The 21,799-nt window shown below is 46.0% G+C and carries 16 protein-coding genes; 4 read left to right on the top strand and 12 right to left on the bottom strand.

Annotated features, from left to right (window positions below; translation table 11 throughout):
- Window positions 1–49 precede the first annotated feature (49 nt).
- Together O3C43_14060 and O3C43_14055 are read left to right on the top strand one after the other, a co-directional pair.
- Window positions 50–1,663, top strand: coding sequence for a peptide ABC transporter substrate-binding protein (locus O3C43_14060; GenBank protein ID MDA1067616.1), 1,614 nt, complete (start codon window positions 50–52; stop codon window positions 1,661–1,663).
- 14 nt (window positions 1,664–1,677) lie between these two features.
- Window positions 1,678–3,294, top strand: coding sequence for a peptide ABC transporter substrate-binding protein (locus O3C43_14055; protein ID MDA1067615.1), 1,617 nt, complete (start codon window positions 1,678–1,680; stop codon window positions 3,292–3,294).
- A 139-nt stretch (window positions 3,295–3,433) separates the two neighbouring features.
- Here the strand turns inward: O3C43_14055 and O3C43_14050 are convergent, their stop codons facing one another.
- The 7 genes from O3C43_14050 to O3C43_14020 all read right to left on the bottom strand — a co-directional run bounded on the left by O3C43_14050 (window position 3,434) and on the right by O3C43_14020 (window position 11,303).
- Window positions 3,434–4,828 carry an FAD-dependent oxidoreductase gene (locus O3C43_14050; protein ID MDA1067614.1) on the bottom strand — a complete coding sequence of 465 codons (1,395 nt, stop codon included), beginning with the start codon at window positions 4,826–4,828 and terminating at the stop codon, window positions 3,434–3,436.
- Between the two features lie 195 nt (window positions 4,829–5,023).
- Entirely contained in the window at window positions 5,024–5,743 is a 720-nt protein-coding gene (locus tag O3C43_14045) for a hypothetical protein (protein MDA1067613.1), read from the bottom strand.
- A complete protein-coding gene (locus O3C43_14040) occupies window positions 5,719–8,526 on the bottom strand; it encodes a hypothetical protein (GenBank protein MDA1067612.1) in 2,808 nt (935 codons plus the stop codon). Before O3C43_14040 ends, O3C43_14045 begins: the two co-directional genes overlap by 25 nt.
- Window positions 8,523–9,476, bottom strand: coding sequence for a hypothetical protein (locus O3C43_14035; protein ID MDA1067611.1), 954 nt, complete (start codon window positions 9,474–9,476; stop codon window positions 8,523–8,525). Before O3C43_14035 ends, O3C43_14040 begins: the two co-directional genes overlap by 4 nt.
- Window positions 9,473–9,961 (bottom strand): prepilin-type N-terminal cleavage/methylation domain-containing protein, encoded by a 489-nt coding sequence (locus tag O3C43_14030; GenBank protein ID MDA1067610.1) that lies wholly within the window; start codon window positions 9,959–9,961, stop codon window positions 9,473–9,475. Before O3C43_14030 ends, O3C43_14035 begins: the two co-directional genes overlap by 4 nt.
- Window positions 9,958–10,650, bottom strand: a complete 693-nt coding sequence (locus tag O3C43_14025) for a prepilin-type N-terminal cleavage/methylation domain-containing protein (protein MDA1067609.1) — start codon at window positions 10,648–10,650, stop codon at window positions 9,958–9,960. The genes O3C43_14030 and O3C43_14025 overlap by 4 nt, the downstream gene beginning before the upstream one ends.
- 89 nt (window positions 10,651–10,739) lie before the next feature.
- The gene (locus O3C43_14020) at window positions 10,740–11,303 is read right to left on the bottom strand and encodes a DJ-1/PfpI family protein (protein MDA1067608.1); all 564 of its coding nucleotides are present in this window, start codon (window positions 11,301–11,303) and stop codon (window positions 10,740–10,742) included.
- Between the two features lie 89 nt (window positions 11,304–11,392).
- Here O3C43_14020 and O3C43_14015 point away from each other — a divergent pair, with 89 nt between their 5' ends.
- Window positions 11,393–12,289 carry an NAD-dependent epimerase/dehydratase family protein gene (locus tag O3C43_14015; protein ID MDA1067607.1) on the top strand — a complete coding sequence of 299 codons (897 nt, stop codon included), beginning with the start codon at window positions 11,393–11,395 and terminating at the stop codon, window positions 12,287–12,289.
- 282 nt (window positions 12,290–12,571) lie between these two features.
- Here the strand turns inward: O3C43_14015 and O3C43_14010 are convergent, their stop codons facing one another.
- Genes O3C43_14010 through pap form a run of 4 tightly spaced genes read right to left on the bottom strand, consistent with a single transcriptional unit; the run spans window position 12,572 to window position 19,150 of the window.
- Window positions 12,572–14,905 carry a VCBS repeat-containing protein gene (locus O3C43_14010; GenBank protein ID MDA1067606.1) on the bottom strand — a complete coding sequence of 778 codons (2,334 nt, stop codon included), beginning with the start codon at window positions 14,903–14,905 and terminating at the stop codon, window positions 12,572–12,574.
- A complete protein-coding gene (locus O3C43_14005; protein ID MDA1067605.1) occupies window positions 14,862–16,682 on the bottom strand; it encodes a hypothetical protein in 1,821 nt (606 codons plus the stop codon). The genes O3C43_14010 and O3C43_14005 overlap by 44 nt, the downstream gene beginning before the upstream one ends.
- Entirely contained in the window at window positions 16,669–17,619 is a 951-nt protein-coding gene (locus tag O3C43_14000; protein MDA1067604.1) for a trypsin-like peptidase domain-containing protein, read from the bottom strand. Before O3C43_14000 ends, O3C43_14005 begins: the two co-directional genes overlap by 14 nt.
- 58 nt (window positions 17,620–17,677) lie before the next feature.
- The gene (gene pap / locus O3C43_13995) at window positions 17,678–19,150 is read right to left on the bottom strand and encodes a polyphosphate:AMP phosphotransferase (GenBank protein ID MDA1067603.1); all 1,473 of its coding nucleotides are present in this window, start codon (window positions 19,148–19,150) and stop codon (window positions 17,678–17,680) included.
- Window positions 19,151–19,378: 228 nt separating this feature from the next.
- Between pap and O3C43_13990 the strand changes: the two genes are divergently transcribed.
- Window positions 19,379–20,164, top strand: coding sequence for a TerB family tellurite resistance protein (locus tag O3C43_13990; GenBank protein MDA1067602.1), 786 nt, complete (start codon window positions 19,379–19,381; stop codon window positions 20,162–20,164).
- A gap of 211 nt (window positions 20,165–20,375) precedes the next feature.
- On the opposite strand, the gene O3C43_13985 is transcribed toward O3C43_13990, so the two are convergent.
- Window positions 20,376–21,503, bottom strand: coding sequence for a hypothetical protein (locus O3C43_13985; GenBank protein MDA1067601.1), 1,128 nt, complete (start codon window positions 21,501–21,503; stop codon window positions 20,376–20,378).
- Window positions 21,504–21,799 lie beyond the last annotated feature (296 nt).

The raw sequence follows: 21,799 nt of genomic DNA, 5'->3' as shown, positions 1-21,799 counted from the left end.
AGTTCGTCTGAGCTTGATCGATTGTGTGAGAGTCCTAGGATTTGTCGCCATGATCTCACGCATCTGCCTGTGCTTTGGCCTTCTGGTTTCCTGTTTTCTGATAACTGCTTGTGGTAAGCGCGAAAAGGCCGTCGATGCTGGGGTTCGAGACCAAATTTTCCATATAGCAAATGGAGCAGAACCACAGACGCTCGATCCTCATTTGGTGAGTGGTGTCCCTGAAATCCGCATTCTCGAAAACCTATTCGAAGGATTGGTCGATATTGACCCTCAGACGCTAAAACCAATTCCCGGTTCGGCAGAACGTTGGGAAATCTCTGACGATGGAAAGACCTATACTTTTTTTCTTCGCAAGAACTTGAAGTGGTCCAATGGCGAACAGATGACCGCCCATGATTTTTACTACAGTTTGAAGCGGGTCCTTTCGCCTAAATTGGGGACGCCCTACATTCAGCAATTCAAGGGAATTACCAATGCCATTGAATACAACAAAGGTGAGGAAACAGATTTTTCAGAAGTTGGAGCGAAAGTTGTAGATGATTTTACCTTTCAACTCTTTTTGGATGCGCCGAATCCCGTACTCCTTTATTATATGGAATACCCCATTTTTTACCCGGTTCAGAAGGCAAATATTGAGCGTTTTGGTGAGATAGATGAACGGGGCACGAGTTGGTTTACCTCCGAAAACATGGTTAACAATGGTCCGTTTATTATTAAAGAATGGATTACTAATACTCACATCCTGTTGGAGCCAAATCCGTATTATTGGGATCGAGAAGCAGTCCGACTGAACAAGGCTTATTTTTACGCGATTGAGAGTTTTGATACCGCTTATCGTGCCTATCAAAATGGTCAGGTTCACGTAGCTCCTGATTTACCTCAACACGTAATTCATGAATTGGAGCAAAAACGACCAGCTGATTACAGAAGCAATCTCTATTTGGGAACCTATCACTATATTTTTAATACCAAGAAACCACCTCTCGATGATCCGCTGGTTCGGTTGGCTCTCGCGATGACGATTGATCGAAAAGCAATTGTGGAGCAAGTGTCGCAAGGTGGAGAGCAGCCTGCGTTTTCCTTTGTGCCTCCTGGCGCGAATGGTTACATTCCCGCATACAAGGTTGAAGAAAATATTGAGAAAGCGCGTCAACTCTTTGCCGAAGCTGGTTATCCAGGGGGAAAAGATTTTCCATCGTTAAGCATTTTATATAATACAGCTGATAACCACCGCCGTATCGCTGAGTCCATTCATCAAATGTGGAACAAAGCGTTAGGCATAGACGTGGAGCTGGTGAACATGGAATGGAAGGTTTATTTGGACGCAAAAGATGAAGGCGATTTTCAAATTGCCCGACAGGGATGGGTTGGAGGTATTGACTACGCAAGCTATCTGGACCTCTTTTCCGACTACTCCGGCAACAATGATTCCGGGTGGTCAAATCCGGAATTTGAAGACCTGTATCTAAAGTCGTTTTCAATGATGGATCCCGAGTTGAGAATGAAAACCATCCAACAGGCTGAAGAGATCATGTTAAAGGGAATGCCGGCTGCACCCATTTACCATTATACGAGTAATTATATGGTAGATACGCGGGTTAAAAATTGGTACGACAACGCGGTCGATCAAAGGTCTCTCAAGGACGTTTATTTGGAGGAATGATTAATTTTAAAACTTTGAAATCAGTTGTTCTTCGACTGAGTCTTTGTCTGGCAGGGTTGACAGTTTTCATCGCTTGCAAGCCGCGAGAAACGGCTGTGGAAGCAGGTGTAAGAGATCAGGTCCTTCACATTGCTAGTGGTGCAGAACCTCAATCGCTCGATCCCCATATTGTTACCGGGACTGTTGAGATGAGAATTCTCCAAAACCTGTTTGAGGGACTCGTTGCCATGGATCCCGTCAGTCTGAAAATGGTTCCTGCTGCCGCTGAAAGTTGGAATATCAGTGAGGATGGGAAAACCTACACGTTTCATTTACGGAAGAATCTTAAATGGTCCAATGGGGATAGAGTAACCGCTTTTGATTTTCATTATGCCATGCGGCGGGTTCTTTCACCCAAACTGGGCAATACCTACATCGAGTATTTCTTTCAAACAGTCACGAACGCTATTGCTTATAACAGTGGGGAGATAACTGACTTTGGCGAAGTGGGATTCAGTTCGCCTAATGATTTTACCTTTGAAATTCATTTGGATCATCCTAATCCCGTCCTCCTCAACTATTTGGATCAACCTAGTTTTTATCCAATGCATAAACATACGGTTGAAGCGCACGGAGACTATGACGAACGAGGCACTGCCTGGATGAGACCGGAAAACTTTGTCGGCAATGGTGCATTCCAACTTACCAAGTGGGGCGTTAACACAGTGGTTTCCATGGAGCCCAATCCCCATTACTGGGATCGTGATACGGTTCGATTGAACCAGGTACATTTTCATCCTATCGAGAATACTGAAACACAGTACCGCGCCTATGAAAGTGGTCAGGTGCACGTCGCGCTTCACATTCCATTGCACGTAATCATGCAGCTCGAGAAAACGCTGCCACCCGATTATCACAACCACATGATCTTCGCCATTTACTTCTATGTCTTCAATGTGAACAAGCCACCCTTGGACGATCCGCGGATCAGAAAGGCTCTGAGTATGGCGATTAATAGAAAAGACATTGTTGAGAAAGTGACACAAGGTGGAGAGCAGGTTGCGTTTTCCTACGTGCCACCGAAGGCCAACAATTATGTTCCAACTGCTTCAGTGTCAGAAGATTTGGATGAAGCACGTCGATTGTTAGCCGAAGCTGGCTATCCTGGAGGTGAGGGACTTCCGACATTGGAACTCATCTACAACACGGCTGATAATCATAAGAAAATTGCAGAGGCAATTCAGCAGATGTGGAAATCTGAATTGGGTGTGAATATTGAACTCATCAATATGGAGTGGAAGGTGTTTCTGGATACCAGGTCTTCCGGTGACTTTCAAATTGCAAGATCTGGCTGGGGATCGGATACCGACTACGGCGGTTATATGAGTCTCTTTACCAGTGACTCAGGAAACAACCCAACCGGGTGGTCGAACAGAATTTTTGATCAGCTTTATCAACTGTCTACCGTTGCCATTGAACCTTCGGAACGGATGAAAATTATTCAGGAAGCTGAGGCTATATTGCTCGATGAGCTTCCTGTCATGCCGATCTATTTTTACACACGAAATTATCTGGTAGATCCAAGGTTGAAAAATTGGCCCGATACTCCAACGGATATGCGTGAGTTGAAGTATATGTATTTCGAGGAGTGAGTTATGTTTAAAATAATTCCGCTATTTTAGGGTAGGGCCATAGCCTCCGGCTATGCCGACATCAGGGCAGGTCCGGCGGTACTACCATGGCGCAACCCTACCTTTCGAGCAAGTATTGTAAAAGCAACTGCCTATAAAATCAGTACGCCAATCCCAATTCCTCCGCGATCTCTTCCAGTGGATAGGTCACCATCTCTGATAGAGTAGGGTGGTACCAAGGTGCATTCAAGAGGTCGACTACGCTTGCCTTCAAACTGATGGCCACCGAAAACGCATGAATCAATTCGCCTGCATCTTTACCCACGATTTCTGCTCCAAGAATTTTCCCGCTTCGGTCTGCGAATAGCCGAACAAAACCATGCTTGGCTTCCATTAGGATGGATTTTCCATGATCGTCCCACGGATAATCAGCACTTACAAAGTCAATTCCTTCAGCTTTCAACATGGCCTCATTTTTCCCAGCCACAGCTATCTGTGGATCAGTAAATATAACACCGAGAAAATCCCAGTCAGAAGGTTCGCGCACTTTTCTTCCAGTTGCATGTTTGGCCGCAGCCTCACCTTGGATAATTGCGACATGGACAATCTCCACCGGACCAGCGACATCACCTGCCGCATACACATTCGGGTTATCGGTTTGGTTGAATGGACCTGTCTTGATGTGACCCGTTTTCCGCAAGCTTACGCCGACTGCTTCCAGATTTAGGTTTTTTGTGTTCGGAACACGGCCTAATGCGTTGAACAGGTGTCGGGCAGTTCTGGTAATGACCTCTCCGTTCTGCTCAAACGTAACTTCAAACCCTTCATCCGATTTGCAGATCGATTGGATAGACGTTCCTGTATATAGTTCAATGCCTTCGTTACGAAACACTTTCTCAATAACGGTTGAAGCTTCGGGTGAAACTTCCTTCAAAATGTGTTCACTGCGTTGGATCTGAATGACTTTGGAGCCTACACGATTAAGAAACTGGGTCAGCTCGCTGGCTACTATTCCGCCGCCCAAGACGGTCACTGATTCCGGTAGAAAATCGAGATCCAGCACGTCGTCACTCGTCCAAACACCTTCCAGATCTGCCAGACCTGGAACGGGTGGAACCTGAACCACCGAGCCTGTCGAGATCATGATCTTGTCTGCGGTTAGCTCGCGGCCATCATCCAACCTGACGGAATTGGGACCTGTAAATTCGGCTCGATTTCTAAAAAGCGTAAATCGATCGCTTTCAATCCCCTCTACCCGGTATTCAGAAAATTCCTTGATGGTATCCACTTTTCTCTGATGCAGAGCCTTCATGTCCACCTTGGCTTCAGGGATATTCAAACCGAATAGATTACCCTGTTTTGCATGATGCAAAACCTCCGCCGAATAAATGAGCGTTTTGGAAGGCATACAGCCTTTTAGGATACACAAGCCCCCCAGGTGTTCGGAACCATCTACGATGGCTACACGGTCAACAACTTCACGTGCCGTTCTTGCAGCTGCATAACCTGCACTGCCTCCACCAATTACCAAGTAGTCAAAATGATTGGGATTCATGGGGGTTAGTGTCTCGGATTAGGTTTACCTTTCAATCCCTGATTCTGTTTCTTGATTAACCACAAAACGCACAAGATTCACAAAACCCTCCGGTTAAAATTGATTCTATGAAGTACCGTTGAGTTCTGGATTGGCAGTGTCTATCGCAAGTGAATCAGGCTTTTTGTGGTTACCTCCACCTTCTCAATATCCAAACTATTTATCAACCACCTCAATCAGGTTGGTGACTTGTATCTTGTAAGATCCTTTTCGTAGCGGAGGTTGGAGGAGAAGAATCACTCTTCGGTTAGCTGCGTATTCCAGTTTCTTTTCGAATACGAATTTGGGACCTTCTTCGGTCTCAACTAAAAATGCGACAGGAATACCTCCGTCAAAATAGTCTCGAAAATCAAGCGGTTTCGAAATGCCATTTTCAAAATAGAGGTTTTCTTGTCCGACTTTTCCAGCCAATCGTACTCCCGTTTTATTGAGAACCCGCAAGCTGTTTTTTGGGAAATCTTCGGCGTCTGCCGCGATGACCGTTATGGAAAATTCGGCTGGGGAGTTTGTCGGCGAAGGCGCGAAAACCAGAATGGCTTCTTGGACGTTTGCTGGAATGGTAACGCCACCGATGGGCATACGTTTTATTCGAGTTGGATCTTGTGGAACAGGATCCGAGATTTCACGAAAGAACACCAATTGATTAGGTCCTTCATATTCGTAAACTCGGCTTTTGATGAATTTGCCCAGGTTCAGGGTGGCTACCTCACCATTACTTATTTCGAATCGGATGTTTGACCAATTTGCCTCACCGGTTTGGTAGGCCCAAAAGTTGAGCGACCGGGTAGTTGAAGAACCGGGTTGGGCAATTGCTTGCCAGCAACATCCCAGGACCAAGCAGGTTAACAGTATCAGATTTGTGATTCGTCGAGCCATTTGAAATGAACAACCTTAAACTTCCTTCCCAAGCCATCTGCGGAGTTTCGAATGTCCTTTGAATTATCGATAAGCTCGGGCGTCCGTTGAACCCAAGCTTCGCACCAGGCGCGACCTTCAAGTTTGCCCGTTACGGGATTGATGGCATCGCCATAAGCCCGTATACGAAAGGTGTCCGAACGGGCCTGAATGAAGGGAGCGATGGTGTTTAGGATATCAGCTTGATTGAGGAAGGCTGAAGAGTTCCTCGGAATACGTGTCGAGCTGGTAGCGTTTTCGTAGGTACTACTGGTCGTGGTGTTGATGTTGGTTTTATCAATAGCATTTGCCAGAATGCCCCGGTTTAGAAACTCAGATACTGACTTGGCTGGCGATTCCCAGGACAGAATTTGATCTACGATTTCCTTGGCTAAATCTTTCAATTGATCGTCTGTAATTTCTCTAACACCAACTGTGTAGGTCGCCACCCAATCAATGTCACCGTGAGTTTTATACCAGCTGCGTCTAATGGTCGGATTCTTATGGTAAAGGTCTGCCGTGAACGGATGCCGAAAGAAAGGATTCTCAAGATCGCTATCCGCGTCCACCCATGGATCAATGTCATTACCTGATAGAATCGTTTCCCAGACTTCCGGAGAAGTGCAGTTGATATTGAACGCACCGAACAACAAAGCCTCTTTCGCGATTTCGGTTGAACCGTAAAGTTCAGCTACTTCCGTATCGCCTGGTATCAAAGTATGGGGATTGAGGAACGGTCGTTTGTTAATGCCGACGGCTTTATCAATGAGATCCTCAGCCTCACTTTGAGTATTTGGCAGAGTTGAGACGAACCATTCATCAAACACACGGTTTAGATTCTCAGCCTCTGGGTTGCCCAGAAAGTTTGCTTTTTGTTCGTCAAAAGCTAGATGCCTCAAAGATGCGATTGAGATCGGTTCAAGTGTTGGTAAATCGAAAAAACGATACTGATCATTCGTCTCAATTGAGTTATCAGATGCGGAGAAAAACTCACCCGAAGTAATAAAATCATCGGCATCAGACCCTGAGTAGATGTCCGCACCTACCTCGATTAAAAAACCAACGTCTGAATCACTATCGAAATTAAACCTTGGTCCTCGTGGGTCCAGCTGGGTGGACCAATCTTCCAACGCTGGCCCTTCATCTAAAAAACGAAACCAAAAACGGATCGGCATTTCCGAAACGGCGAGTGTTTCGTCCGCAGCCACCCTGGGCATTCCTATTTCTTCAGCTGATTGAATCTCCGAGAAGGGAACCTGAACGAAATCCTGTAATACCAATTCATCTTTATCAAAAAGCGTTACGTTTAAATGGGAAGCGGACGTTGTTATTGTGAAACGATCGTCGGTGGGATCACCTGGCGTTGCATCGATGAATCGCTCCTCACTGAAGAAGCGAAAAGTATGGCTGACATGTGAAATTTCTCCAGCTTGGTATTCTCTAAGTGGAACGATCTTAAATGAAAGGGGATCCTCTGGATCACTGTCTGGCTCGGTCGCACTTAGGGTGAACGTTGCTCGTTCGATACCATCGTCCGTACTGTAAATCACTTCAAACGAAGGAAGACCTGTTATTTGAAAAAACAGTGCAGGTTCTTCAGTTGAATTTTCGGGAATTGAATGGACGGGTAGGGTGAATGGGTTCCAGAGATCGGCTTGAATATTCAGATCAATGGATATTTGTCCGTTGTCGCTGCTGTTTCTTGCGAATCCCAATCTTAAAGAGAATTCAGGTACCACCAATGGAATTGGAAAGTGAGGTTCTCCTCCACCGAGCGAGCTGCCTCTGATTTCAACATAGTCACTTTTCTCGTGAAATTCCCAGTAGTCGGCCAGGTCGTTATTTACGGATAAGGTCCCATCGATCATGGATTCATGTTGAGAAAGATCGTCCTTCAATCCGCCGCCGTCACCATTAAGAGTGCTGGCATGAACACCAAGAGAAGAGGGGGTTAAATTGTGAAAGTTCTCATTTAAAGATTTCTCTGAAAAACCGAAAATGCCGTCCAGTTGATCGAAGGTGAACAGGTAATCAATTTCAGGAGTTTTATCTACATCCACTCGACTGGATATTTTTTTCAAATCTGTCATTCGATTGCTTAATTGGCGTATTCGGTTTCGCTCAGCCGCGTTCAGTTGGCCTGGAATGGGTAGCTCTGTTTTGAGGGCACTCGCTTTAACCCCTTCATCGGATATCCAATAGGCATAATTGCCTGTGGTGACTCTCTCTGTTTCAGAAAATCCGGGAACGTCGGTGGTATGTATGGGTTGTTTGTTTATCGAAATTTGTTTATCTTCATTTTTGGAATCTTCCGTTGAGACGCTTCGATTAACTAACCACACTGAAACGCTGGATGGGTTAGGTTCAGGAACGGTTTTGGTTATTGCTGATTCGAGCTCGGATTCAATGAAGTCACTGGTTAGCCAACCCTTAAAATTTCCATTTGAAGCATCCCAAACGCCGGTCCAATAATCGTGGCCATTAGGAAGGCTGTATTTATTACTCACAATGCCACCGGTAGCAGTTACTCGTTGATCAGGCCCCGCAAGCTCTTGTAATTGTCCCAGGGCCACATTGAGTCCGAGGAGTGCATTTTGTCGGGCGTTGTTCCATTGTGTGTTATTGAAGGAGGTTTGTGTTTCTATGCGTAGAGTGCTCGCAAGAGTTACCACCAGTAGTAGTAGAAAACTAAGCAGGGCAAGTGTGAGTACCAGAACGAATCCTCTTTCTTTGATTTTTTCTGAATGTGTGTTGTCGGTGTTCACAGTGGCTGAGCCTTAAAGTAAACTCGTTTGGAGTATACGGTGGAAAACTTAATCACGGTATCCCACCAGAAATCTGGATCATCATTCGGAATCAATCCGCGTTCGAATGCGTTTATCTGTTTTGCTCCTTCTTCATCCAGGATCCGCACAAAAATATCAGCTGAGGTAGGTATTCCGTCAGCAGGCACACGGAACTCCATTGTTCCACCTTGTTTCGGGAATAACACACGATTCTGGCCCGCATCGTCGATCTCGTAGAGGATAACTCCGAAATCGACAACATCCCGCGCCAGCAGGCTGGCATCGTTTCTTGGAGAAACGATTTCTCCAGGATGACCCTCAAATTCGGAACCGTCGAATTCATCAATAAAAAACCCCTCATCTTCGACGACTTCTTCCATGGTGTAATCGGAGCGAACAATGGATCGGTAGAAGTTGTAACTCTCATCCGCGCTGCTTGATGTGCTACGCGGTTCACGGCGAATCAACTGATAGGCAATTGCATTCACATCGCCAAAATCTCCCGATACTGAAGCATCTGCTGCGCTTGCAAAAAATCGTATCCAATTACCAGCGACTCCAAAGCGATAATCATTGGCGGTTAAACTTTCGTCCTCAAAATCAATTTCCAAAGATCGATCGTCGGCAGGTTTTTGATTGCTTGCTTGATTCCATTTCCCGGAAACAGACGTAGTCGTTAATAAATCACAAGCTAACCATACACCCTTGTCGTCGCGCATGATAGCCGATTCTAAATCAACGGAAAGTGTGTTTAGAATTATGCGGGCTTTGGCGTTGGAAGAAAGGCTGTCTCTACTTTGACCCCAAGCATCCAGTATGTTGGTTGTAACAGTCAGGAATAGCCCAATAAGGATAATCGAGACAGTACTCGCTACGAGCAGTTCGAGAACAGTAAACCCTTTAGTGCAAGCAATACGAATCTGTTTCACTGCTGCTTCCGGGTTAAGGCTTTATTGAACACGGCCAGTGTATGATTCAGCGGACTATCAATGCGAGTTCCATCAGGGGCGTGGACAATGCGCTCGATTTTGACCTGAAAGGCCAAGTATCCAGCGGTGGCGTCTCTACTGGTAGGGGATAAGTCCAGGTTCCTTTTCAATGTAACTCCAAATTGCCGGTCTGGCTCGGGAAGTAAGGTTTCAATCTCAGGGTCATTAGCGAGGGTGAGTCGATCTCCCTCCTTGGATGCGAAGAGCGCGGTTTCTTGGTTAAGAATAGTAATGAGTTCCGAAAATGAGAGCTGCTCTACTTCGGCCGAAATGCGATCAGTTATCCGATTTATAGTGGTGACCTCAACTACTTCTCCTGTCTGTGAAAGAAAAGGGGTAAGAACCGCAAATACTATCAGGAGAGCAACCGAGAGAATTCCCAGGGAGAGAATAACTTCTACCAGTGAGAACCCGGGATTTTTCAAAGTGATTCCTCCTCGTCCAATGGGAAATGCAAACCATAACTGTTAAAGACCATACCTAAAATAGCGGTCGGTGAGGGGAATTCTGGTTTCAGTTCCTGCGAACTTCCTTCTGCCAATACGACTTTGTTGTTTAGTCCACTCATCCTGCCCGTGCTTTTAAACTCAAAGTAATTCCATTCCGGTCCGTCCCCGACTGCTTCAGCTTGAATGGATGGAAACCGGAGATTCATGGATTGGTGATTGTTTTTGGAAGTCGGTTGGTCGTCATTCCAAACAATTTTTTCGCCAGTGCTGTCCGGGATAAAATAAATACCTTCGGGAAGATATTCTCCTTTTAGCGACATCTCCCATTGCTCGGAACCGGGTGCGGTTTCGACCACCACGCCGAAGTAGCGCAGAAACTTATCGGCCTCTTCTTCATTTGTCGGTTCCGAACTGTAGATAATCAGGCGTGCATTATTTTGCTTCAAGATTGCCTGAGAACGTGCATTTGAAAACGCCTGACTAAGGATCATTTGGGCGGTGTCCAGACGCGGCGCATTTTGATTCTGATTGAACGCTGTAAAAAGAACACCTGACAGAATGGCGATGATAGTGATGGCTACCATCATTTCGACCAGGGTGAAGCCGTGGCGATGATTGAGAACCTGGTCGCGATCAAGCCTGACTCTGTAGGAAAGATTTGGCACACATGGTTCAGTGGCGATTGTAGGCTTTGATTTCTCCGTCGGAGAGCAATCGCGGCGTAAAGCCGCTCCTACATTTTGAAACGATATTTTCAACGGACGGACGATTCAGGGCGAAAATGGATACTTTCAGCGACGTCGTTGGCTACCTCGACTCCGCAAAGAATTTCGACGAGCTTCAACCCGAACTCGATCGCAGTTCCAGCTCCCCGGGACGTGATCACGTTACCATCGACGACCACCGCTGCTGCTTCGATGATTTCCGGCAATTCATCAGCGACCGTAAAGTGCGCCGTGTAAGCTTTGTTTTCCAAAATCCCGGCATCCTTTAATAAAGTGGGAGCAGCGCAAATTGCCGCTATTTGTTTTCCCGACTCCGAGTGGTTCTGGATTATTTGAACAATCCTCGGATCCTTTCTCAGCGTAAACACTCCGGGGCCGCCAGGAATTACCAGGAGGTCGAATGACTGGTTTAATATGTCCTCCAACAAACAATCGGCTTTGAGGATGATCTGATTCCTGCCAGTTACCTCCAGATTGGCTGTTTGAGAAGCGCTGGTGCAAGTGACTCCACTCCTGCGAAGGATGTCCAGAGGAGCTACTGCTTCCAGTTCTTCGATTCCATCGGTGAATATAAAGAGTGCCGATTTTCCCATGAGTAGAATTTTCAACTCAAACACGGTGCCTTTTCAAGCTTGGTCATGTAGGACTTGATGATTTTTAAAAACTCCACCTTCATAACCCCATGTCGGAGGAGGCAGAATTTAAAGGAAAGCATTTGTTGGTGTGCGGAATGGGATACCTTGGAACCCGGGTTGCCAGGCAGGCGCTTGACCGTGGTATGCGTGTGACCGCTTTAACCAGATCCGAAGAGAAAGCGGAGGCCCTTCGGAAGGAGGGTTACGAAATGATCGTAGCCGACCTGGTTCAGCAATTGTGGTATGGCAGTGTTTCAGGTCCGGTGGATTTCATTCTCAATGCCGTCAGTGCCGGTGGAGGTGGAGTGCCCGGTTATGTGAGAGCCTACATAGAAGGTATGCACTCGTTGCTCCATTTTTGTTCGGATGATTTCAAGGGCCGATTGATTTATACCAGTTCAACCGGCGTATACCCCTTTACTGATGGTGAGCTGGTTGACGAGGAAACTCCTTTTAAAGCTCAATCCGAAACGTCCGAGATTTTGAAAACTGCGGAGGAAATGTTGGAATTGAGCGGACCTTCAGGTTGGACGATTCTTAGGCTTGCTGGCATCTATGGCCCGGATCGCCACTACCTGTTGAATCAGGTGCTTTCGGGTGAACCTGAATTAGCAGGCGAAGGTGGAAACTACCTCAACCTGATCCGGGTCGAAGATATTTGCTCTGCGATTTGGAAACTTTGGAGTGCGGATGCTTCAGTGCTCAACACCATTTATAATGTAGCCGACGATCAACCTGCATTGAAAAGCGAAGTGGTTGAGTGGCTTGCGAATAGGACCGGTCAACCGATGCCGAGCTTCAATCCTGAGAAGTCTATTCGGCAGCGCCATCTCCCCAATGGGAAATTGCCTCATCGAATTATTTCTAATGCGAAGTTGAAGGCGGCGACCGGCTGGCAGCCAGCGTTTCCAACTTTTCGCGAAGGTTTTGCAGATTTAATTTAGTGAGTAGGGCTCGATGCTTGCATCGATGCTATGGAGGGAGCAACTACGGGTGGTCGAGTTGCAAGCAACTGACCCTACGGCGGGTAAATCGTGGATGTTCGTACAATCGATTACGTAGGGCTCGATGCTTGCATCGACGCCATGTCCAGGAACGTTGCGAGTCACGGAGACCGACATGTCCGGCGAAGCTCGGATGAGCGTAGCGGTAGCGAGCCGTCTTGGAATTGGCGGTTTGGGCCAAACCGCCCTACCTGAATCAGCGACTATTTTAATAAGAATACTCTAATAATAAATCAGCATCCTATCGTGAACCAAAAGAACAATATCATCCCTGCCATCGCCGTTGAGATCATTGATTCCGGCGTCTCTTGGCTGGTAATTTACCTGTTGGTTTCCGCGTTGGGCGGTTTGATCGAACAGGGTAAATTCTAACACCTGAGAATATTCGTTTTCTTGAGACCGCGAAAAAAGCTCCAGTACGTGAACCTGAGGATCTATGCCAATGATACCTGATTTTCCATTATCGAGCCGATTGCTAACAAACAGGTACGAGTACCGGACTTCGTCGGTTTCTGGTTCGTAATAGGAACTATCCACGTCGATATTCCATAATTCTCCTTCGTCGGGAATAAGATAAAATCGTTTCTCACCTCCAATTAGTAGGGCAGACTTTCCCTTCCCAAGGTCGATATGCCTGCCGATGATTGGAGTCAATGGTGGCAACTCTTTTTGATTGTTGCCTTGAAGGAGTGAGACTCCGCTTTTGCCCGTCCAGTAGATGTGGTCATCTTTGGGGTCGAAGTAAACGATGCCCTGAGTGTCTTCTTTCTTATATGGAATTGGGAGGCGCGCGTCCTGTTTGCGCTTCGGTGTGTTGAATTGTTCTTCGATTATGAAATCAGCCTTTTTCGTGTCGTAAGATATTTTACGAAGGAATCCGGTATCGGCGATAAAGAGCTCATCAATTCCATCACCGTTCATGTCTGAAAAATTTATACGGTCTGATGCTAAATCGTAGAGGAGTGTCTTGCGTAGCGCCGATTCCGTTCCGGTTTCCTCCCAACCTTCTTCTCCCTGTTTAAGAAAAATTGCTCCTTCTCGTTGAGCAAGTACGACCAGAAAAGGTGTATCTTTTTCGAAGTAAGCCAGCGCGAGTCCGCGTGGTTCGTTTTTTAGTTCCTTTATTAATATTCTGGTTGCTTTCCACTCACCTTCATTATCCAGGTTGTATTCGGTTAAATGATATTCCCGTTTGAGCTTTTCGATGAGAATCAAGCCTTGGAAATCTTTACTGGCCTCGTGGTTGTTGAGAATGGCGATTGGTTCTCCCTCAAGCGGCAAGAGCGTGGGAAAGGGTAGTTCACCCTCTTTGGTCATTTGAGAAATTCCGGCTAGCCGTTCTTTTTGACTAATCTGGAAAATAACCGGTTTCTTCGTTTTTGGATGTTGAAGAACAGAGACGCCGTCGAGAAATGCAAAAGAGGGAAAGTTTTTTTGGGTGGAAAATAGTCCCGATTTATCCTGTAGGAAAACCTGAATCTGGGCACCTTCGGAATCTCCGACAATCAAATCTGTCCTCTTGTCTCCATTCAAGTCACCCCAGGTATAAAGTGCGGATTTTCGAATGGTTGAATTTAACGGATACGTATAGGTCTGGAGTGCGTTGAATGGATCGCTTTGCTGTACATTCTCCTGGGAAATGGAGAATGTTTTGACCTGACCAGTCCGACTTTCGGAGAAAATAAAATTCGGTTTTTCCGACTTACTGGTCGGTAATTGTTTAAAGATGGCAGAACCAAAGTCTATTGGAATTTCCGGCCCGAACTTACCTGGTTCGGTTTGTAGACGAACAGCCAGAAATTGGGCGGATTGGTTTGAGTGGTAATAAATCAGGTCTGGTAATCCATCCAGATTAAGGTCTGCTGTTTGCAGGTTCCAGGCTGCATTTTCTCCTACGTAATATTCCGTGATTTCGAAGTTCAGAGACTTTTTTGCCTTTAAAAGAATAAGGATCTTTTCGGTGCCGATCGTCATTATGTCTGGCTCTCCGTCTTGGTTGAGATCACTGACTACGATGGTTTCTCCCCTTTGTTTCGGGGTGAATTCATCGTAAGTCCAGGACTGTTCAAATTCACCTTTTTTATCTTGAAGGTAAATGGATAGGGAATCCCGGTTGCCAGTTACAACCAGGTCTATGCGTCCGTCGTTGTTGAAATCGTTGAGTGCCAAATCATAGGCAGTTTGTTCGATGACCAAGAAGCGTTTTTCAAACCAGTCGTCTTCCAGTTTTGGTTCCCATTTGTTGCTGCTGGTTGCGTTTCCAATTTTTCGGACCTGAGTCTCTTCATTTTTCTGAATTAAGAATTCGATTTTGGCCTTACCGTTGTTGATCAGGGCAATATCTTGTTTGCCATCGCCGTTAATATCGGCGAAACGAGGTGCTCGCGTATTCCAATCGAGGGTAGTAACATGGGGTCCTTTGAGGATAGCAACGTTTGGTTTTTCCACAGTTGCTCCCGATAGCACCGCAAGGCTGGCTGCCGGTAAGATAAGCAGGATAAGTCCAAGGAATCTATTTGGTTTTAGGGCGCAAAATGCCTTCTTGATAGATATCATTGTTTTCCTTGTAGGTTGTCGTGATTGTGAAATAACCGAAATCTTCAATGATCGGAGGCTCCGGAAGATCTTCCAGCGAGGCATCCGAACCTTCTCCATTTTCCGAATCCAAGGCTGCCTGTTGTGCAATTAGGGGAAGCAGACTTGAAATCGTTTTGGTGAAGGTAGTCAGCATTTTTTGAGCATCCGAGTAGGTAAGCCCAATTGGATTGGAGGGCAATTCATTGAGGGCATCGCGCACATCTCGCCGTTCAAAAATGGGATCACCCGGATTTTGCATCATCGACATGACCAATTTGCCGAAGTCCGGGTTCGTTTGCTCGTATATCATGTGTTGATCGCTAATAAAGAGTGATGGTCCGAAGGGCATGCCCGGAGTCTTGATCGAGTAATAGCTGGCACCAAGGAATTCCTCTTTCAGGTAAAACCCTTGAGGATCGAAAGTGGCTCGAAAACTATCGAAGAGTGCTTCGAGAGATACACGATCATTGATGCCTAAAATATAGGTATTCCCTTGATCGAAAATACTCTCCATGCCCTGAAACTCCTCACCAAGATTTGTAGCTCCAGTATTGGGAGTTTCTCCCGATACCATGTATAAGCTGCTGGAAAAATTATCAATCAAGGCTTCATCGAATTGCACGCTCAGCCTCTGTTCGTATTGCAACTTTTGATCTGCGTAAATTTGTCCGCCAAAGGGTGAAATGGAAAACACCAATTGTTCAAAATCGTGAAGCATGCCTGAGATATTAAAACTGCTGGCCATTGCCTGGCTGAGATCCTCACCAAGAAAACTGGTGTCTGGTAAGGAATTGCCATAGTGCCCCATGATCCGGCCAAAGAATCCATCGTTGGGCTCCAGGAGCATCAAACTTCTCATCTTTTCTTGAGTTGGTTCAAGGTCGATGGATAAGGAAAATCCCTGAAGTGCTTGCAGGCCTAATGCTCTTAATATGTTCTCGGTCGGAGCCAATTGGCCGGACTGAACCAAGGGGGAATAAAGGTCTTCATATTTCGCAGCTGCCTCGGTAGCCAGCTCATTGATGAAGCTAAGGTCTATATAAAAAAATATCTCACTGGTTTCGTAGAGCCGCAAAAAGCTTCTTTGGAAATTTTGATTGTCTGCCAACGAAGGCTGTGAGCTTTCGCCGAGATAGCGATCGATCAGACTCCTGGCAGATTCTTCGGTGTTCGTAATGCCAATGATATCATCGTTATATGCGACCACCATTTCTTCCAAAAGCATGATGTAGAAGCCTTCGTATTCAACATATTCATGCTCCTCCTCTTCCATGTCTTCGAAAAGGCTTTCTTTAAGTTCTTTCTCCTCGAAATCAAAAATCAGCCACAGTTCGGGGATCTCCTTCTTTTGTTTTGTGCCCTTATCTGCTTCTGCTGTCTTGGGATTGGGGATCATGGATATCAAATCGAAACGTGAAATCCCGAGAACAATCTGACTACCCTTCATGCCTTCCCAAATCGCCTCGTCATTTTCATCTTCCAGCCAGGGTTTGCCGTTTTCTTTATCCATGTCCGGAAGGAATTGTTTCATCAATCCATCGATAAATTCACGGACATCCTCTCGCTGATAAAGCTCATTGAACGGATTTTTATCCCAGTTTTCCTGAAGCGTTGGAAGGCTGGGGATTTCTAAATAAAGGAGCGTGTTTTCTCCGTACAGTTCAGGGAAGTCATTCCGGCTGGCAGCGCTGAAGTTGTTTAATAAAACGCATGCGATAAGGGTGCATGAAACCCGAAGCTTCCTAGTTGTTGTCATCTGTAGGCACGGTGATGGGAGGTTTGTTATAACGAAATCCGTTGTTTGGATTGCGAGGATCAAACGCGAATGCATCGCGGTTTTGAATAAAGAGTTTCACCATTTCTGACGGAATTGAAAATCCCAGACCTTCAGCACCGAAGGCTACGATTTTTAGATTATTAACGCCCACTACTTCTCCGTAAAGATTGAGCAGTGGCCCACCCGAATTGCCAGGATTGATTTCAGCCGTTGTTTGAATCAGCAGCCGTCCCTGCATGACCCGGTTTTTAAGACTTACAATTCCCTCCGACACGGATCGTTCGAATCCGAGAGGACTTCCCACAGCAAAGACTCTTTGTCCTTGTTCAAGATCTCCGCCGGAACCCATGGGCAATGCCTTAAAGGTTTTTTCGGTGTTGTGGATTTTGATCAGTGCCAAGTCCCACTCTGGAGAAACCGATACAATTTCCACATTTTCGTAAAGGGTTCTTTGTAATTCTTTGCCCTCGGATTCCCTGTCTTCGAACACAGTGACTTTAATCTCATGCTCACCGTTGATGACGTGTTCGTTGGTAATGAGATAACCGTCTTCATGAATAAAGAAGCCAGAACCTAACCCCGTACTGGTTTCAATCAGAACAACGCCTTCGCCGTATTGCCCAACGAGCTCTGTAACCGATTGTGGACGTTTGCCGGAGTTCTCACTGAAAAGCGTGTCGGCCTCCAGTTCAATGATTGAACCTTCGCCGGTTACCGTGACCACACTGATGACTGCGCTTTCGGGGATTTGGACAATACTGTAACCAAGATCGACAAAATAAGTGTCCCTTTTTTTCTGAAGAACTTCTCCTTTAATGGAATACCCATCCATGAGCTCGATGATAACGATCTCAGCGCTTAGTTGAATCGAGCTTAAGTAGAATGTGATCAGGATAAATAGAAGGGTATGTTTCATTAACTAAGTGTTTGGTTAGCGGAATGGGGAAGAGTGTTCCGGAATTAATAAAGAAACACTACAAAACAGCTTCCAAGGCTTTTACAGTCGATTCAAGAATCTTAATTCTTGCATACTGTTTGTCATTTCCTTCGACGGTAATCCAGGGTGCGTTTGGTTTGTTTGTAAGATCTATCATGTCTTCAAAGGCTATTTTGTATGCATCCCACTTTTCTCGATTTCGCCAATCTTCTTCAGTGATTTTCCATTGTTTGTACGGATTTTCCTTTCGTGCTTCAAATCGCCTCAATTGCTCGTCTTTACTTACGTGAATCCAGAATTTTAAGATTATGGATCCATGATTGGACCAGTGTCTTTCCATTTCGTTGATTTCTTCGTAAGCGCGTTTCCATTCCGCTTCGCTGCAAAACCCTTCTAATCGTTCTACCGTAACCCGCCCATACCAGCTGCGATCGTAGATACCGATGTGCCCACCTTTGGGGAAATCCCTCCAAAACCGCCAAAGATAATGATGGTTCTTCTCCAGTTTATTTGGCGCCGCGACCGGTATAACCTCGTAACTCCGGGGATCCAGGCTCATTGCGAGGCGCCGAATCGCACCCCCTTTACCTGCAGCATCCCATCCTTCAAAGGCGAGTACTACTGGTCGGCGACTCAGGTGCAATTCATGTCCAAGATCATAAAGACGCTGACTAAGGGCTTTTTGCTTTTTATTGTACTCTCTGGTCGCGATGGCCAAAGATAAATCAACCGCATCGAGGGAAAAGCCTTTCTTGGAATTGGAACGCCAATTTAAATCGGGGGTTATGTTTGGCGTTGTTTCCAGTTTTTTTCTCGCAAGGGCAGAATTAAGCTGGTCTCTGACCAGCTGCATTATCTCTAAAGAAGCCGATTTCATCTTCTTCGAATCAATCATTGTCCAATGCGCGTTTTCAGCGTCCGTTAAGTTGACCATGTCTTCGACCATTTCGCGGTAATCCTCGTAATGCTCATGGCGCTTCCAGTCTTTTTTACTTACACGCCATGAAGTAGAAGGATTCTTCGCTAATTTTTTGAATCGTTTATGCTGTTTCTTTTCAGAAATAGTCAGGTAAATTTTTATAAGTACTACCCCATCTGCTGTAAGTTGCCGTTCAAAATCTGTGATTTCTTGAGCGATTTCCGGAACTCGCTCATCGGCTACCAGGCCGTCGACCCGGTCATCCAATAAATGCCGATACCAGGAACGATCATAGATCGTCATTTGACCTCGCGCGGGCGTTTTTAACCAGAATCGCCACAAATGTGGTCTAAATAAGGCTTCGTCAGTTGCCGAATGGGTTGGGTACACTTTGAATCCTCGAGGGTCGAGAGACAATAGAAGTTGATTGATTAGTTTCCCTTTGCCGGCTCCATCAGCGCCCTCAAATACTATGGCAACGGGTATATTTGATTGGATGGCCCGCCGTTGCAGTCTCCCTAGTTCCTGATTGAGGCTAAGAAGCTGGTTATTGATATCACTTTCCCCAGGTAGGTTTTCGGTAGTGGGCATTTGAAAAAGCCTCCACGGTCAATGGACGCATTTCAATGGTATTTTGCCGATTTACCTAAAAATTTATATCCAGCCAAACGGCTGAAAATATCCGAAATCAACCCCGTATCGATATTGGAATAAGCTGATCCATTACTGAGCGTTTTTCTGTCTCATTAAAAGAACCTTGCAGCGGCCTCCTCCCGACTCCAAATAGCCTCAGGTTTTAATTGTTAGAAATTTGAGTATATGTCTTGGATAGGAAAAATTATTGGTGGAAGCATGGGAATGCTCATGGGCGGCCCGATTGGCGCATTAATCGGAGGATCTATAGGCCACTTGTTTGTCGATTCTCAATTGGATGAAAGCGTGTCCGCTGATGCCCGCCAGGGAACTGGCCGAGCTCGTCAAGCCACATTTACGAATCAAGAGCAGAAGCAAGCTGTGTTTTTTGCCACAACTTTTGCCATGTTGGGAAAAATGGCAAAGGCCGACGGTAAAGTAACCCAGGCCGAAATCAAAATTGTGGACGGATTCATGCGCGATCACCTCCGCCTGGATAAACAAGCTCGCATGTTCGCGGTTAATATTTTCAATCGGGCAAAAGATGACGCGTCATCGTTCAGTCAATACGCTTCTGAATTTGCCCGCCATTTCCATCGCGATACCCATATGCGCATGGTGCTTTTCGAAATACTTTTCCAAATCGCAGCAGCAGACGGGAGCGTCCATTCTCTGGAAAAACGCCTGCTTGAAGAAGCGGTCCGCTACTTAAACATCCCACCTCATCTCTTTGAGGAATTACAGGCTCGCCTCGCCCCGTCCGCAGATCCTGCCTATTCTGTTCTTGGCTTAACCCCCGAAGCTACGGATGCTGAAGTCAAAAAAGCCTACCGGGAAAAAGTTATGGAGTTTCATCCGGATAAAATTGTCTCAAAAGGCCTCCCCGAAGAATTCCTGAAATTCGCCGAAGAAAAGTTCAAGGAAGTCAGCGAAGCCTACGAAACCATCAAAAAGGCGAGGGGACTTTCTTAGTGGACAAGGTTTCTTTTTCCAGGTGTCAGGATAATAATTATCCTCGCTTGTCATGCCGTAGCCTTGTGCGTAGGCAGATCCTCTTACTTAATCTCTTGCTTTGTCTTTAAACTGTAAGGGCGATTTTCCTGGGAACGCCAATCCCCAGATTGGCATTTTAGGCATTGCATCGGGGCGTAAAGCCCATCGACAAACTCAGGACATGCTACTCCTATAATTCTTTTTGGTTGACCAGCACACGCACAAATAGTCTTCCGGTGACAACCACATCGATGTCTGCTCCCACAGTAAGCAGTTCGTGGGTACCTTCGTCGATCGTGTCTTCGACCGTGGATGACAAGTCCGACCACACGGTCATGTCGGGGGAGATCTGGATCACATAGTCCACATCCGTCATGTCCTTGGCCCAGGGGAACTTTACTTTTACTCGGCTGAATCCCTCGATTGCGGCCGGTTCAAAGTTCACCTCCATCGGATTCTTATTGGTTACCCAGGGGTTGAGGTCCATAGCGTATTCGAGTAGGTTGGAGAATTGGTCTCCGTCGGGATCGGATGTGGTTAATCCTATAGTTTCGTCTATGATGTCGTCATCGGAGAAGAGGGCATTCTGGAATTCGGCGAAGGAACTCACAGAAAGCGTTGTGGGTGATATTTGGATACCGGTCTCCATCTTAGAAACATCGTAGGTCTCACGAGCCGATTTGTTTTCAACAATGATTCGATCGAAAACTCCCTCAACAGTCGTTGCAACCAGAGGTACAAAGAGTGAACTGTCAGGGAAATCTATATTGGGGATAATGTGAAGGGTACCTCCTAAAGTAGCTGTTCCATTCACTATGAGTTGGTCATATTCCGTTCCTGCCTCGGCTCCGAAGACTTCTATTTGAAGTGTACCTGTGTCTGTTTGTGTGAAATCTCCATTGATAGTGATCGTACCGGGGGAATCACCAGGTGCGGTCCATGCCGTGCTTACTACGCCGCCATTGGCATTTATGGTAAGGTTTCCGGTCAAAATTGCATTGGTTAGCCCTCCTTGTGTTCCATTATATAGCGTGCCAATGACTTGTATGGTTCCATCTAGTCCACCTAGACGGCCTCCAGCATAGAAGTCATTACTCGTCGTAAACGTCGCTGAGTTTAGTATGAGCTCAGCGCCTTCTTCTAGAGTGAAATTACCCTCCACTACCGGAAGATTGTTAATGCTTGAGCCTGCAGCTAAATTGACGGTGACACCTCTTCCTAAGGTTGTAATTGATTCGCCATTCTTTAAGACAATCCGAGCGTCTTCTTTAATGGCCCAATGTCCACTAATAAGTGAACTATCATCTGGTTTAAACACGACGTACGGATTCTTAACTCTGAGGATACCTGATCTCTCAACTACAACTTTACCATTTTGCCAGTCAACAGAGAAATTAGGTTCTATGCTTACGTCCAGTGAGGCTCTAGAACTTAGAATTCCATCTTTTTCGATAACAAAATATACGTCAGATACATCTTGATTTATGATATTCGCCCCTAAAACATAATCTCCTTCGATTATGAATGCGCGGATTCAACTAACAAGTGCAAGAGGCTAGAAGCTTTGTATTATTGTATGTGTGGAAGATTAGTTCTTTGATGTGGTTTACAACA

This window comes from Verrucomicrobiota bacterium (genome assembly GCA_027622555.1).
GTDB lineage: Bacteria > Verrucomicrobiota > Verrucomicrobiia > Opitutales > UBA2995 > UBA2995.
The sequence above is the reverse complement of the archived record's forward strand: the minus strand, read 5'-3'. Positions and strand labels throughout refer to the sequence as shown.

Coding starts and splice junctions, on each gene's coding strand:
- O3C43_14060 (MDA1067616.1), top strand. CDS start 50: ATGATCTCACGCATCTGCCTGTGCTTTGGCCTTCTGGTTTCCTGTTTT.
- O3C43_14050 (MDA1067614.1), bottom strand. CDS start 4,828: ATGAATCCCAATCATTTTGACTACTTGGTAATTGGTGGAGGCAGTGCA.
- O3C43_14045 (MDA1067613.1), bottom strand. CDS start 5,743: ATGGCTCGACGAATCACAAATCTGATACTGTTAACCTGCTTGGTCCTG.
- O3C43_14020 (MDA1067608.1), bottom strand. CDS start 11,303: ATGGGAAAATCGGCACTCTTTATATTCACCGATGGAATCGAAGAACTG.
- O3C43_14015 (MDA1067607.1), top strand. CDS start 11,393: ATGTCGGAGGAGGCAGAATTTAAAGGAAAGCATTTGTTGGTGTGCGGA.
- O3C43_14010 (MDA1067606.1), bottom strand. CDS start 14,905: ATGATATCTATCAAGAAGGCATTTTGCGCCCTAAAACCAAATAGATTC.
- O3C43_14005 (MDA1067605.1), bottom strand. CDS start 16,682: ATGACAACAACTAGGAAGCTTCGGGTTTCATGCACCCTTATCGCATGC.
- O3C43_14000 (MDA1067604.1), bottom strand. CDS start 17,619: ATGAAACATACCCTTCTATTTATCCTGATCACATTCTACTTAAGCTCG.
- pap (MDA1067603.1), bottom strand. CDS start 19,150: ATGCCCACTACCGAAAACCTACCTGGGGAAAGTGATATCAATAACCAG.
- O3C43_13990 (MDA1067602.1), top strand. CDS start 19,379: ATGTCTTGGATAGGAAAAATTATTGGTGGAAGCATGGGAATGCTCATG.